Origin of the sequence: Amantichitinum ursilacus, from assembly GCF_001294205.1 — a bacterium.
Taxonomy (GTDB): Bacteria; Pseudomonadota; Gammaproteobacteria; order Burkholderiales; family Chitinibacteraceae; genus Amantichitinum; species Amantichitinum ursilacus.
The window spans coordinates 60,292-73,410 of record NZ_LAQT01000010.1 but is presented as its reverse complement, the minus strand read 5'-3'; the positions used below and the strand labels follow the sequence as shown (position 1 = coordinate 73,410).

Genomic DNA, 13,119 nt, shown 5'->3' with positions numbered 1-13,119 from the left:
AGACCGCACCATGACCGCCACCTGTGACACGCTGATCCGTAACGCCACGCTGATCGATGGCAGCGGCAGCGCGCCTTATCAAGCCAATGTGGCGCTGCATCAGGGCCGCATCGTCGCCATCGGCGAGCTGGAACACTGGCGCGCGCCACACAATATCGACGCCAGCGGCCTGGTGCTTAGCCCCGGTTTTATTGATGTGCACACGCACGACGACACCAACGTCATCCGCATGCCGCAAATGTGGCCCAAGTTGTCGCAAGGCGTGACCACGGTGGTGGTGGGCAATTGCGGCATCAGCGCCAGCCCGGTGACGCTGGCTGGTGATCCGCCTGATCCGATGAACTTGCTGGGCACGGCTGACGCCTTCAGTTATCCGACCTTTGCCGCCTATGTGGACGCAGTCAACGCCGCGCAGCCAGCCGTCAATGTGGCGGCGCTGGTGGGCCACACCGCGCTGCGGCAAAACCAGATGCACGACCGGCTGGACCGTGCCGCCACGCCTGCCGAGATCGAGGCCATGCGCGATCAGCTACAAGAAGCGCTGGTTCATGGCGCGCTGGGTTTATCCACCGGCCTGGCCTACGCCAACGCCTATGCCGCGCCCACCAGCGAAGTGATGGCGCTGGCCGAACCGCTGGCCGAAGCAGGCGCCATCTACACCACGCATTTGCGCAGCGAATTCGCCGAAATCCTCGACGCGATGGACGAAGCGTTTGCCACTGGCCTGCATGCGCGCGTGCCGGTGGTGATTTCGCATCTTAAATGCGCGGGCAAAGCCAACTGGGGCCGCACGCGCGAAGTGCTGGCGGCGCTGGATGCCGCGCGCACCACGCAGCATGTGGGCTGCGATTGCTATCCGTATGCGGCCAGCTCGTCCACGCTGGACCTCAAACAAGTGACCAGCGATTTCGACATTCTGATTACCTGGTCGGAGCCGCAGCCGGAGCAAGGCGGCCGTCTGCTGGCCGAGATCGCCGCCGAGTGGGATGTGGATTTGCTGACGGCCGCGCAACGGCTGCAACCGGCCGGCGCGGTGTATCACGGCATGGACGAGGACGACGTCAAAAACGTGCTGCGCCATCCGGCGACCACCATCGGCTCGGATGGTTTGCCGAATGATCCGCTGCCGCATCCACGCTTGTGGGGCGCGTTTCCGCGCGTGCTGGGGCATTACGTGCGTGACGAAAAACTGTTCGATTTGCCTACGGCCATCCACAAGATGACCGGGTTATCGGCGGCGCGCTTTGGCTTGACCGAGCGCGGGCTGATCCGCCAGGGCTACTGGGCCGATCTGGTGCTGTTCGACCCCGCCCGTGTGCGCGATACCGCCACCTTTACCCAGCCGCAGCAAGCCGCCGATGGCATCCACGCGGTGTGGGTCAACGGCCAGTTGAGCGCGCAAGACAAACAACCCACTGCGGCCCGCGCTGGCCGCTTTATCCGCCGTGGCCGCGTCGGCACGGTGTAACCCGATCTGCATGACCACCAAGGAAAACACGATGAGCGACATTATTCGAATTGGCACCAGCGGCACCGGCACCGGTGGCCAGCATCTGCCGTTTGCCCGCGCCGCCGGTGCGGATGGCTGGCTGTTTGTATCCGGCCAGACCCCGATGGAAAACGGCGAAGTGATCGAGGGCGGCATCGTCGCGCAATCGCACAAGACCATCCAGAACCTGATCGCCATCCTGCATGAAGCGGGTTACGGCGTGGAGCATGTGGTGCGCTGCGGCGTGTGGCTGGATGATCCGCGTGATTTTCAGTCGTTTAATAAAGTGTTCAAGGAATACTTTGGCGAGAACCCACCGGCGCGGGCTTGTGTGGTGTCGAGCATGGTGATCGACTGCAAAGTCGAGGTTGACTGCGTGGCGTACAAGAAGCCGTAGCCCATGGCTGCCGGATGGTCCCGCTGGTACCGGGTGGATCTGCGCCGCCGCATACGGTGGGTCTGGACCCACCACTCAAAGCCCATGATTTGAACGCTGTTGTTTCAATTTGCCGCGCCTTGGGTAGATCAAGCCCGTCCCCCAAAGCTGATGCTCACAACCTTGCTGTCCCAACGGGCCGCTTTGAATGGTGGGTCTTGACCCACCCTATGAGTCTGCATGATCACTTTGACGTTTGTATCTGATCGGCTGGATGCGCCGGTGGTGGCGACGGCCAGCGCGGGGATGCGGCTGATTGATGTGGTGCGGCCGTTAGCGCTGTCGGGGCGTTTGCCCTTGGCCTGGCGCTGCGGGCAGGGCACGTGTGGCGCGTGCCGGGTGCGGATTGCGCATGCCGCGCAGCCTGCGCCGTTGGCCATGGGCAAGATGGAGCACAATGTGCTGGCGCGCATTGTGCCGGATGCCGCAACCGGTGAGATCGACACGCCCGATACCGTACGGTTGGCCTGTCACCTGACGTTAGCCCATGATTTAACAGTTTATTTCTCGTAATTATAAAAAGCTGCTTTATTAGTCTTTCACTCCTTAATAACGCAATGGCAAGATTTGGGCTGTTTAAATAAAACATGCTTATAAGGACCGCCCGCCATGCGTTTGAAGCCCCTGCTCGCCTCGGTTGTAATCGCTCTGTCTGCCACCTCTACACTGGCTGCCAGCTTTGAATTGCTCAACGTGTCGTACGACCCGACCCGCGAGCTCTATCAGGATTACAACAAGGCGTTTGCCAAGTACTACAAAGCCAAAACCGGTGACGACGTATCGATCCGCCAGTCGCACGGTGGCTCGGGCGCGCAGTCGCGGTCGGTGCTGGATGGCCTGCAGGCGGACGTCGTCACGCTGGCGCTGGCGTATGACATCGACGTATTGGCCGACAAGGGCAAGCTGCTGTCGCCCGATTGGCAAAAAAAGCTGCCCGATAACGCCACCCCGTACACCTCCACCATCGTGTTCCTGGTGCGCAAGGGCAACCCCAAGAACATCAAGGACTGGACCGATCTGATCCGTCCGGACGTCAAAGTGATTACCGCCAACCCCAAAACCAGCGGCGGCGCGCGTTGGGCTTACCTGGCCGCGTATGGCTGGGCCAAGAAGACCTACGGCAGCGAAGACAAGGCCAAGGATTACATCCAGAAGGTGTACAAGAACGTGCCGGTACTCGACACCGGCGCGCGCGGTTCCACCATTTCGTTTACCCAGCGTGGTCTGGGTGACGTGCTGCTGGCCTGGGAAAACGAAGCCGTGCTGTCGCAAAAAGAATTTGGCGTAGACAAGTTCGACATCGTCGCACCGACCATCTCGATCAAGGCGGAGCCGCCGGTGGCTGTGGTGGACAAAGTGGTCGACAAGAAGGGCACGCGCAAGGTGGCCGAGGAATATCTGAAGTTCCTGTACAGCAAGGAAGGCCAGGAAATCGCCGCGCGTAACTTCTATCGCCCGATCGACAAGGACGTTTACGCCAAGTACGCGCATCAGTTCCCGAAAGTGGCGCTGTTTGATATCGACGATGTGTTTGGCGGCTGGACCAAAGCGCAGCAAACCCACTTCTCTGACGGTGGCGTGTTCGATCAAATCTACAACGCCGGCCGCTGATCGGGCCATCCGGCTACTGCGCCGGCGCATGCCGGGTCCGGGCAGTGCTCACAATCCTCACGTACAAAACGTACGCTCCGGTTGTTGCGCGCTGGCCGTACCCAGCCTGCACCCGCTCGCTACGCCGGCTGACCCAATCAGTTCTGGTTACATGGTTATCAATCGGCGGCGCTGCGGCGGGCCGACCAATCAGGAGTAATTGCAATGACTCTGCGTCTCGGCGACATCGCCCCCGATTTCTCGCAAGAATCGTCTGAAGGCCCCATCCATTTTCACGAATGGGCCGGCGATAGCTGGATTGTGCTGTTCTCGCATCCGGCCGATTTCACCCCGGTGTGCACCACCGAGCTGGGCTACACGGCCAAGCTGAAAGACGAGTTTGCCAAGCGCAATGTCAAAGCCCTGGCCGTGAGCGTTGATCCGCTGGAATCGCATCACAAATGGATTTCCGACATTAACGAAACGCAAAACACGCGCGTTAATTTCCCCATCCTGGCTGACGCCGACAAGACCGTGGCCACGCTGTACGACATGATCCACCCCAACTCGCTGGCCAATGCCACCGTGCGCACGGTGTTCGTGATCGACCCAACCAAAAAAATCCGCCTGACGCTGACTTACCCGGCGTCCACCGGCCGCAATTTCAACGAGATTTTGCGTGTGATCGATTCGCTGCAACTGACCGACCACCACAAAGTGGCCACCCCCGCCAACTGGCAGGATGGTGACGACGTGGTCATCGTGCCGTCGCTGCAAGACGAAGCCGAAATCGCGCAGCGCTTTCCCAAGGGCTACAACGCGGTGCGGCCGTATCTGCGCCTGACGCCGCAGCCCAACAAGTAATCTGTCCGTCGCGCCATCGCATTACACAGCGCGCCGTTACCGCCAGCCAGGTCTGCGACGGCCTGGCTTTTTTTGCGCGCTAAAAACACAGGAAGCCACGCCGAGATGATCGATGTAAGCGGCGTAACGCCCGACAGCAATGTGCTGAAAGTGCCGTTACCGGACTTTATCCGCACCGATTGGCCCGATGCCGAATTTGGCATCGACGCCACGCGCGGCATTACCGTACGCGCGCTGGGGCTGACGCTGGCCAGCGTGTTCCAGCCGATCTTTAACGCGCAAGGCCAGGCCGTCGCGCAAGAAGCCTTGTTGCGCGCCAGCGCGCGCAGCCGTCCGCTGGCGCCAGCCGCCGCCTTTGCCGCCGCCGCCAGCCACGGCCAGATCATTGCGTTTGACCGGCTCTGCCGCACGCTGCATCTGTACAACAACGCCACCTTCCAGAGCGGCCAGAGCGATCTGTACCTCAACGTGCATCCGCGTTTGCTCACCGGCGTGGAGCGCCACGGCGTGGTGTTCGAGCGCGTGCTGCACACCGTGAACTGGCAGCCGCAACGCATCGTGCTGGAGATCGTCGAGGACGAAATCGCGCAGGGCGAAGTCAACCGCGTGCGTGATGCGGTGGATAACTATCGGCGCGTGGGTTACCGCATCGCCATCGACGACTTTGGCAGCCGCCACGCCAACCTGGACCGGCTGTGGCAGCTGGAACCGGACATTGTAAAACTCGACCGCGTGCTGATCGCCCAAGCGGTCGAATCGCCCAAATTGCGCCGCGCCCTGCCGCGCCTGGTGCAACTGCTGCACGAGCTGGAGACCCTGGTGGTGGTCGAAGGCATCGAGACCGCGGACCAACAACAGCTGGCGCTGGATGCCGGCGCTGACTTGCTGCAGGGCTTTCACCTGGGCGAACCGCGCCCGCTGGGAAGAGGATGAAACACCAATGACAACGACCGAACCGATTACCCGCTGGCTGGAACGCGGCAATCACATCGTGGTGGCGCCGGGCTGGCGCGATTCGGGCGAAGACCACTGGCAAACGCGCTGGTGCGATGAATATCCGGGGCTGCGCCGCGTGCAGCAACGCGATTGGGAGAACCCGCAGGCGGCAGCGTGGGTCAAGGGCCTTGATCAGCAAATTCCGGATTCGGGCCAGACGCTGCTGGTGGCGCATAGCCTGGGCTGCATCACCGTGGGGCACTGGGCGGCGCTGTCGTCAAAAGCGCGTCATGTGGCGGCGGCATTATTGGTGGCGCCGGCCGATGTCACGCGCGACGAAGCGCCGGACAGCTTTCGCGGCTTTATGCCGTTGCCGGCTCGGGAACTGCCATTTCCGAGCTTGTTGGTGGCCAGCGACAATGATCCATCGTGCTCGCTCGATCGCGCCGTGGCATTGTCGCAGGCCTGGGGCAGCGAGCTGGTGCCGCTGTCGGGCGTTGGCCACATCAACGTCGACTCCGGCCACGGCGAATGGCCGGTTGGCCTCAAACTGCTGCGCCAACTGCTCAGAAAAGTGAGTAAGGCATAGGGTGGGTCAAGACCCACCATCCAAAGCCATGTGCTCGCGCCACACTGGCGCGTCCCGCCACTTTGGGCGGTGGGTCTAGACCCACCCTATGGGCGCCGCGGCTTCACCCCATCGGCACATGCCCCGGTTGCGCGGCCACGCGGTCGATCCATGCGTTGATCGCCGGGTAGGCGCTCAAATCCACCAGGCCTTCGTGCGCGCGATGCGTATAGGCGTACAGCGCGATGTCGGCGATGCTGTACTTGTCGCCCACAAAAAAGCGCTTGTCCTGCAAATGCTGTTCCATCACTGCCAGCACCTTGTGGCTGCCGGCAATGCAGCTTTGCAACTCGTCTTCGCGCGCGGCGGGGCGGTCGGCAAAGTAAACAATGAAGCGCGCCACGGCCAGTTGCGGCTCGTGACTGTACTGCTCAAAAAACAACCATTGCATCACCTGCGCCTGCTCCCAGCGATCTTCCGGAAACAGACTGGACCCCTGGGCCAGGTAATACAGAATCGCATTCGATTCCGGCAGATAAGTGCTGGCACCGATCTGCAGCACGGGCACCTTGCCGTTCGGGTTCATCGCCAGAAAGTCGGGCGTGCGATGCGCGCCGTTTTTCATATCGACTTCATTCCACTGGAACGGCTTGTCCAACTGGCTCAGCGCCAGTTTGACCTTGTAGCAATTGCCAGACATCGCGAGGCCATGCACGGTATACATCTGCAGATTTCTCCTTAGGGGGACGGCGAGTTAGAGCGAGTAATCCGGGCGCTGCGCTTAACCAAACTTGCGCAGGGCGTCGATGGCCAGGCCGCTGCCGATGCTGCCAAACAGATCGCCTTCCACGTGCTGCGCGGCGGGCAGCAGGGCGGCCACGCGTTGGCGCAACAGCGGCACGCCGGACGAGCCACCGGTAAAGAAAACGGTGTCCACCTGGTCGGCACGCAAGTTGGCGTCTTTGAGCAAGCCCTTGACGGTGTCTTCGATGCGCACGATCTGGCCATCGATGGCGTCTTCAAATTCGCTGCGCGCCACGGTGTGGGTCAGGCCTTCGGCAATGCGGTCCAGCGGCAGGATGTGATGTTCCTGGCCAGACAGGGCGATTTTGGTTTCTTCCACACGCATGGCCAGCCAGTGGCCCGCGCGCTCCGAAATCAGCCCGAACAGCCGATCCAGCAACACGCGCGTATCGGGGCCGGAATCGCGGAATACGTCTTGCAGCTCGGACCAGATCTTGCGGGTGTAGACAAAGTTGATGGTGTGCCAGGTGGCCAGGTTGAAGTAATAACTGGACGGCACTTCGGAATTGTTTTTAAGCCGGCTGCGATAACCAAGCAGCGGCATCACGCAGGCCAGGCTCAGTTGCTTATCAAAATCGGTCCCGCCGATATGCACGCCGCCATTGGCCAGGATATCGCCCAGCCGGTCGTTCTTGAGCGAACGTTCCGGCGACAAGCGCAGCAGCGAAAAGTCAGACGTACCGCCGCCGATATCGACGATCAGCGTTAGCGTTTCGCGTTGCAACGTGCGTTCAAAATCAAACGCCGCCGCAATCGGCTCGTACTGGAATTCCACATGCTTGAGACCCACCGAGCGCGCGATGTCAGCCAGCACGTCTTGCGCCAGTTGGTCGGCCACCGGGTCATCGTCGACAAAATGCACCGGACGGCCCAGCACTGCGTGCTCGAACCCACGGCCCGCGGCTTGCTCGGCGCGGTGTTTCAGTTCGCCGATAAAGTGGCTGAGGATGGTGCGAAATGACAGGCTCTGGCCTTGCACTTCGGTCTGCAAATCCATCAGGCCGGTGCCCAGAATGCTCTTGAGCGAGCGCATCAGGCGGCCTTCGTAGCCGTCCAGATATTCCGTCAGCGCCACGCGGCCATAGCTGATGCTGTCTTCTTCCGAATTGAAAAACAGCATCGAGGGCAGGGTGGTCTTGCCATCTTCCAGCGCCAGCAACGGGGCCGCGCCGGGGCGCATCCAGCCCACGGTGGAATTGGACGTGCCAAAGTCTATGCCACAGGCGCGGGCGATGGCGCCGGGCGCAAGGGTGGTGCTGGCATGCGGATGCAACGACGAAGGGGCGGGATGGTTCAATGTTTTTCCTATCGTAAAACGTCCGCGCCGGAAGGGCGGCTGGCCCATCGGGGCCGGGCCACCCAACAGGGAGCCGCGCGCGGAGTCGCTATTCTAGCGACAGCGCCGCACCTTACCTAGCGCGGCGTCTTGTTGCTGGATCAGTGGCGGGTTGACCGCTTTTCTGCTGTCCAATGCGGGGCGGGCGCTTTCGATTTGCACCGGGGCGTTTGTCGGGCAGGCCGGGCTGAGGCCAGATCATTCTGGTACGCAGAAAAAGGTCTTGCCGCAGACGTTGACGCGCACAAATGGCGGGGGCCATCAATGGGGCTCGTCGTCGCGCGGCCCCGCCAGCAAACCGGCGTGGGAGGCCGCGCTGTGCCGGCTGGCTTGACGTGGACTAGCTGTGCTGCGGGCCGAACCAACGCGCCAGCGCCGCAGCCAGCGCAGTGGTGTCCGCCAAATCGTCAGTGGCCCATGCCGCCACGCCGTCCGGGCGCACCAGTAACGCGCGTAAACCCAGGTTTTGTTGGACCGCGCCAGCCACGTAGCTGACCTGCCGCTGCCACGGTGCCAGTTGCGGCGCGAGTGACGGGCTGCTATCAAACTGCAACAGCAAGCCTTGGCCGCCACGCAACAGCGTGCCCACGCGGGCGCCATTGCTCAGTTCAAAATCGGGCACACTGCGGCCGACCAGGGGGTGGCCATCGCCGAGCGGATAACGCAGCGAAACGCCCCACACGCGCTCGGCAAAATAGGTGGCGCCATCGCGCGTTTCGATCAGATCACGCATCACGGCCGCCAGTGCACGTGTGGCGGGCGTCGGGCGCATCAGCGCCACTTGTGCGCGGGACCAGTCCAGCACCGCCGCGCCTACCGGGTGCCGTTCTTGTTGATAACTATCGAGCAGAGCGGCCGGGGCATCACCGCGAACGGTGGCGGCCAGTTTCCAGCCCAGATTCATCGCATCGCCAATGCCCAGGTTCAAGCCTTGCCCACCCAGCGGCGAATGCACATGCGCGGCATCGCCCGCCAGCAGCACGCGACCGTGGCGATAGCTGCTGGCCTGGAATGCACGGTCGGTCCAGGTACTGGCCAGTTTTAGCGCGGTCAGCTGGATGTCGGTGCCGGACACGCGCTGCAAAACCGTTTGCACCTGGTGCAGCGTAATCGGCGTGGTGCGGTGGAAGGCCCCGCCGTCAAAATCCACCAGCGCCAGCGTGCCCGGCCGCGCAAACGTGTACATGCCGTTGGCAGTGTAATGACGGCCCGGCGGCAGCGCGTTTGGGTCGGCCAGCTCAACTTCGGCGGAATAGCCGGTGAACTCGGGCTCGGTGCCGGTAAATTGAAAGCCGCCCAGCTTACGCACCGTGCTGCGGCCGCCATCGCAGCCGACCAGCCAGCGCCCGTTAAAATGCGCTGCGCCGGCAGTCACTGCCACGCCGTCGTCATTGGCCTTTAAGCCGCTGACGCCCATGCCATAGCGGATCTCCGCCCCCAGCGTTTGCGCGCGCTGCGCCAGTGCGGTTTCGAAGGATTCCAGCGCAACGGGCAGGCTGCCCTCCATTGCATCGGGCAGGCGCAATGGCCACTGCGATCGATCGATGTCGTCTTGATAAAACTGGATGCCGGCAAAGTGGCCTGCGGGCTGGCGCGGCTGTTGCAGCCAGTGCGCGGCTTGCCGGGTGGCGGGGCTGTGTTGCGCTGCCCGCACGGTGTCGAGCAGATCGCGTCGGTACAAGGCTTCTTGCGTCGGCACGGACAGGCCGCGCAGGCCAAAGGGCAGGCGTTTGAGCGGCGTGTGCGTGTCGGCGGCTTGCTCCAGCACCAGCACGGACAAGCCGAACAAGCGTAGCTCGCAGGCCAGAAACAGGCCCACTGGGCCGCCGCCGGCGATGATCACGTCAAAAATGGGGGGATGTTGCGGGTGTTCGGATTGGGGGTGTTGCGTATGCATCAGGCGCTCCATGTCGAAAGGTGAATGTTCGACCGGAGCGTTCCCCACTGCAGAACCCGCACGGACGAACAGCGCGACGCCGGTAATGGCGTGCTGTGTTCGTCGTGGGGATCTTGTGCGCGAGGCCAAAGACCAGAGCTTTCGTTACCGAAAGAGCCTGGGCTTACCAAACCAGGCCTGCCTTTTCCGACGCGGCTTTATAGCATTGCCGCGCGCCCGGCGACAAGACCGACTAGCCTATTTGCCGATGCAGAAGCGGCTGAAAATCACGCCCAGCAAATCATCCGACGTGAACTCGCCGGTAATCTCGTTCAGCGCTTGCTGCGCCAGCCGCAACTCTTCGGCAAACAGCTCCAGCGCATTAAACGCATGCGCCGCTGAATCGACATGCCCGGCCGCGCGCCGGATGGCGTCGAGGTGACGCTCGCGCGCAATAAACACGCCTTCGTTGGCGCCATGCCAACCGGCCAGGGCCAGCAAACGCTGACGCAAAGTGTCCAGGCCCGCGCCGGTCTGCGCCGAAACGTGGACTTCATAATCATCGACCGCGCCTGATTGCTCGCCGGTCAGATCAATCTTGTTAAACACGCGCAGCACCGGCAATTGCGCGGGCAAACGCTGCAGGATGGCCTCGTCATGCGCGGTGATGCCTTCGCGGCTATCCAGCAACAGCAGCGCCAGATCGGCCTTTTCCAGCGCCTGCCAGGTGCGCGCGATGCCGATCTTTTCCACGGCGTCTTCGGTCTCGCGCAAACCGGCGGTGTCGATCACGTGCAAGGGCACGCCGTCCAGCTGGATCAGCTCGCGCACCGTATCCCGCGTGGTGCCGGCGATATCGGTGACGATGGCAACGTCGGTGCCGGCCAGCGCATTCAACAAACTGGATTTGCCCACATTGGGCTGGCCGATCAGCACCACATGCAGACCTTCGCGCAACATGCGACCCTGGCTGGCAGTGGCCAATACGCGCGCCAGTTGCTCATCAATTTGCGCCAGCTTGCCGCGCGCATCGGCGGCCTGGAGAAAATCGATATCCTCTTCCGGGAAATCAATCGTCGCTTCGACCAGCATGCGCAGCGTAATCATTTGCTCGGTCAGCGCGTTGATCTCGCGAGAAAACGCGCCATCCAGCGATTTGAGCGCTGAACGTGCGGCGGCTTCGGATTGCGCATCAATCAGATCGGCCACGGCCTCGGCCTGCGCCAGATCGAGCTTGCCGTTAAGAAACGCGCGCCGGGTAAATTCGCCCGGCTGCGCATGCCGCGCGCCCAGCTCAACGCAACGCGCCAACAACATGCGCAGCACCACGGGGCCGCCATGGCCTTGCAGCTCCAGCACATCCTCGCCGGTAAACGAGGCCGGGCCGGGAAAATACAACGCCAGTCCCTCATCGATCACCGCGCCGTCCTGCGCTTTAAACCTGGCAAAATGCGCATGCCGCGGCTGCAACGCCCGCCCGACCAGGCCCGCCACCACCCCCGCCAAACCTTGGCCCGACAATCGAATAACACCTACCCCACCCCGACCGGGCGCGGTGGCAATGGCGGCGATAAGGTCGTTGGAGGCAATCATGGGGCGGGGTCTTTGGGTTAGGCAGGCTGAATGATAACCCGGCCGGTGTTCGCGCTGGGGCATGGGGTTTTGTGCGTTGCCCGTGGCGCGCTGACTTGCATCGTGCACATGGGGCTGACCAGCTTGATTTGTGGAACAGCTGCCAGGAGCAGGTTCGTGTACGCGCAGCCGGGCGTTCGTTACGACCATGACCAAAGCGGAAGTGATGTCACTGCTAGATCAGCCAATACTCTGCGGGGATCACCATCAGCTGCAATAGGGTGGGTCTTGACCCACCACACAAAGTGATCGGACACCTCTGCGCAGTGGGCATACGGCTTTGCATGGTGGGTCGTGACCCACCCTATGTGCTGGCCGCCATCAGCGATGTGGGCTTAGCTGTCCTTCTGCGGCATTGCCGCCTTGATCGCATTCAAGCGCGCCAGCGCCACCGCGTCGGGGATTTTTGATTTGTCGTCCAGCGCCTTGGCGATGGCGCCCGCATCCACGGCGCGGGCGGCGTTGAGCAAGCCGGTCAGGTATTCCAGTTGCGGGTACGGCGTGTCTTCTTTGCCGGTGCGGCCGCGGGCGTCGGCGCGGCAGGCGCGCAGCATCAGCGCAAAGCGGTCGGGTTTGCGTAGCGCGTCGCAGCGTTGCAGCAGTTCCAGTACGGTGTTGGCGCGCAGTTCCAGCGCGCGGTGTACCAGCGTGTGATCGCGGCAGACCATCACGGCCAGGTCGCGGCATTCGCTGGTGGCGCGCAGGCGGGCGCTGAGTTGTTCCACCAGCTCGACACCGCGTGACTCATGACCGATATGGCGCGGCAGGATGTCGGCAGAGGTGGTGGCTTTGCCAAGGTCATGGCACAGCGCGGCGTAGCGTGCGGTCAGCGGCAGGCCTTCGGCGGCGGCATAGTCCAGCACCAGCATCACGTGCACGCCGGTGTCGATTTCGGGGTGATGTTGTTCGGGTTGCGGCACGCCAAACAGCGCGTCCACTTCGGGCATCACGCGCGCCAACGCGCCGCAATCGCGCAGGATGCGGAACATGCGCGAGGGTTTCTGTTCCATCAACCCGCGTGCCACTTCTTGCCACACGCGTTCGGGCACCAGATGGTCGACTTCGCCATTGGCGACCATTTGCCGCATCAATGTCATGGTTTCGGGGGCAGCGTCGAAGTCGAAGCGGGCGGCAAAGCGCGCCAGCCGCAAAATGCGCACCGGGTCTTCGATAAATGCGTCGGAAACGTGGCGCAGCAGGCGCGCTTGCAGATCGGCTTTGCCGTTAAACGGGTCGATGACGTGGCCGGCGTCGTCCTCGGCCATCGCGTTGATGGTCAGGTCGCGCCGCAGCAAATCTTCTTCCAGCGTGACATCGGGCGCAGCGTAAACCTGGAAACCTTTATAGCCGGGGCCGGATTTACGCTCAGTGCGCGCCAGCGCGTGTTCTTCGCGCGTTTTGGGGTGCAAGAACACCGGAAAGTCTTTGCCCACCGGCTTGTAGCCGGCGGCAAGCATCTCGTCGGGCGTGGCGCCGACCACCACCCAATCGATGTCCTTGACCGGTAAACCCAACAAGCGGTCGCGCACGGCGCCACCTACGCGATATCGCTGCATGGTCGTTCTCTCTGGCTTATCAACAAACGTGG

At 62.5% G+C, this 13,119-nt stretch carries 12 protein-coding genes and 1 other RNA gene; 8 read left to right on the top strand and 5 right to left on the bottom strand.

What is annotated here, in order from left to right:
• The first annotated feature begins 10 nt into the window (after nucleotides 1-10).
• The 8 genes from WG78_RS13345 to WG78_RS13315 all read left to right on the top strand — a co-directional run bounded on the left by WG78_RS13345 (nucleotide 11) and on the right by WG78_RS13315 (nucleotide 5,904).
• Entirely contained in the window at nucleotides 11-1,468 is a 1,458-nt protein-coding gene (locus tag WG78_RS13345; protein ID WP_053938334.1) for an N-acyl-D-amino-acid deacylase family protein, read from the top strand.
• A gap of 31 nt (nucleotides 1,469-1,499) precedes the next feature.
• Nucleotides 1,500-1,886, top strand: coding sequence for a RidA family protein (locus WG78_RS13340; protein ID WP_053938569.1), 387 nt, complete (start codon nucleotides 1,500-1,502; stop codon nucleotides 1,884-1,886).
• A 219-nt stretch (nucleotides 1,887-2,105) separates the two neighbouring features.
• Nucleotides 2,106-2,438: a 2Fe-2S iron-sulfur cluster-binding protein gene (locus WG78_RS13335; protein ID WP_053938333.1), complete on the top strand. Its 333-nt coding sequence runs from the start codon at nucleotides 2,106-2,108 to the stop codon at nucleotides 2,436-2,438.
• A 96-nt stretch (nucleotides 2,439-2,534) separates the two neighbouring features.
• Nucleotides 2,535-3,536 carry a sulfate ABC transporter substrate-binding protein gene (locus tag WG78_RS13330; RefSeq protein ID WP_053938332.1) on the top strand — a complete coding sequence of 334 codons (1,002 nt, stop codon included), beginning with the start codon at nucleotides 2,535-2,537 and terminating at the stop codon, nucleotides 3,534-3,536.
• A gap of 59 nt (nucleotides 3,537-3,595) precedes the next feature.
• Nucleotides 3,596-3,670, top strand: a non-coding RNA gene (locus WG78_RS22150) — sX9 sRNA.
• Nucleotides 3,671-3,740: 70 nt separating this feature from the next.
• The gene (locus WG78_RS13325) at nucleotides 3,741-4,379 is read left to right on the top strand and encodes a peroxiredoxin (protein ID WP_053938331.1); all 639 of its coding nucleotides are present in this window, start codon (nucleotides 3,741-3,743) and stop codon (nucleotides 4,377-4,379) included.
• A 105-nt stretch (nucleotides 4,380-4,484) separates the two neighbouring features.
• Nucleotides 4,485-5,312, top strand: coding sequence for an EAL domain-containing protein (locus WG78_RS13320; RefSeq protein WP_053938330.1), 828 nt, complete (start codon nucleotides 4,485-4,487; stop codon nucleotides 5,310-5,312).
• Nucleotides 5,313-5,319: 7 nt separating this feature from the next.
• Nucleotides 5,320-5,904 carry an RBBP9/YdeN family alpha/beta hydrolase gene (locus WG78_RS13315; RefSeq protein ID WP_152969195.1) on the top strand — a complete coding sequence of 195 codons (585 nt, stop codon included), beginning with the start codon at nucleotides 5,320-5,322 and terminating at the stop codon, nucleotides 5,902-5,904.
• Nucleotides 5,905-6,007: 103 nt separating this feature from the next.
• Here WG78_RS13315 and WG78_RS13310 read toward each other — a convergent pair whose 3' ends face one another.
• The 5 genes from WG78_RS13310 to WG78_RS13290 form a co-directional block, all read right to left on the bottom strand.
• Nucleotides 6,008-6,607 (bottom strand): glutathione S-transferase family protein, encoded by a 600-nt coding sequence (locus WG78_RS13310; RefSeq protein WP_053938329.1) that lies wholly within the window; start codon nucleotides 6,605-6,607, stop codon nucleotides 6,008-6,010.
• 57 nt (nucleotides 6,608-6,664) lie between these two features.
• Nucleotides 6,665-7,984: an Hsp70 family protein gene (locus WG78_RS13305; protein ID WP_236692039.1), complete on the bottom strand. Its 1,320-nt coding sequence runs from the start codon at nucleotides 7,982-7,984 to the stop codon at nucleotides 6,665-6,667.
• 379 nt (nucleotides 7,985-8,363) lie between these two features.
• Nucleotides 8,364-9,920: an FAD-dependent monooxygenase gene (locus WG78_RS13300; protein WP_053938566.1), complete on the bottom strand. Its 1,557-nt coding sequence runs from the start codon at nucleotides 9,918-9,920 to the stop codon at nucleotides 8,364-8,366.
• Nucleotides 9,921-10,157: 237 nt separating this feature from the next.
• Nucleotides 10,158-11,492: a tRNA uridine-5-carboxymethylaminomethyl(34) synthesis GTPase MnmE gene (gene mnmE / locus WG78_RS13295; protein ID WP_053938328.1), complete on the bottom strand. Its 1,335-nt coding sequence runs from the start codon at nucleotides 11,490-11,492 to the stop codon at nucleotides 10,158-10,160.
• Between the two features lie 374 nt (nucleotides 11,493-11,866).
• Nucleotides 11,867-13,087, bottom strand: coding sequence for a multifunctional CCA addition/repair protein (locus WG78_RS13290; RefSeq protein WP_053938327.1), 1,221 nt, complete (start codon nucleotides 13,085-13,087; stop codon nucleotides 11,867-11,869).
• Between the last annotated feature and the right edge of the window lie 32 nt (nucleotides 13,088-13,119).

Excerpts from the sequence above, each read along its gene's own strand:
- WG78_RS13345 (WP_053938334.1), top strand. The coding sequence starts at position 11 with ATGACCGCCACCTGTGACACGCTGATCCGTAACGCCACGCTGATCGAT.
- WG78_RS13340 (WP_053938569.1), top strand. The coding sequence starts at position 1,500 with ATGAGCGACATTATTCGAATTGGCACCAGCGGCACCGGCACCGGTGGC.
- WG78_RS13335 (WP_053938333.1), top strand. The coding sequence starts at position 2,106 with ATGATCACTTTGACGTTTGTATCTGATCGGCTGGATGCGCCGGTGGTG.
- WG78_RS13330 (WP_053938332.1), top strand. The coding sequence starts at position 2,535 with ATGCGTTTGAAGCCCCTGCTCGCCTCGGTTGTAATCGCTCTGTCTGCC.
- WG78_RS13325 (WP_053938331.1), top strand. The coding sequence starts at position 3,741 with ATGACTCTGCGTCTCGGCGACATCGCCCCCGATTTCTCGCAAGAATCG.
- WG78_RS13320 (WP_053938330.1), top strand. The coding sequence starts at position 4,485 with ATGATCGATGTAAGCGGCGTAACGCCCGACAGCAATGTGCTGAAAGTG.
- WG78_RS13315 (WP_152969195.1), top strand. The coding sequence starts at position 5,320 with ATGACAACGACCGAACCGATTACCCGCTGGCTGGAACGCGGCAATCAC.
- WG78_RS13310 (WP_053938329.1), bottom strand. The coding sequence starts at position 6,607 with ATGTATACCGTGCATGGCCTCGCGATGTCTGGCAATTGCTACAAGGTC.
- WG78_RS13300 (WP_053938566.1), bottom strand. The coding sequence starts at position 9,920 with ATGCATACGCAACACCCCCAATCCGAACACCCGCAACATCCCCCCATT.
- mnmE (WP_053938328.1), bottom strand. The coding sequence starts at position 11,492 with ATGATTGCCTCCAACGACCTTATCGCCGCCATTGCCACCGCGCCCGGT.
- WG78_RS13290 (WP_053938327.1), bottom strand. The coding sequence starts at position 13,087 with ATGCAGCGATATCGCGTAGGTGGCGCCGTGCGCGACCGCTTGTTGGGT.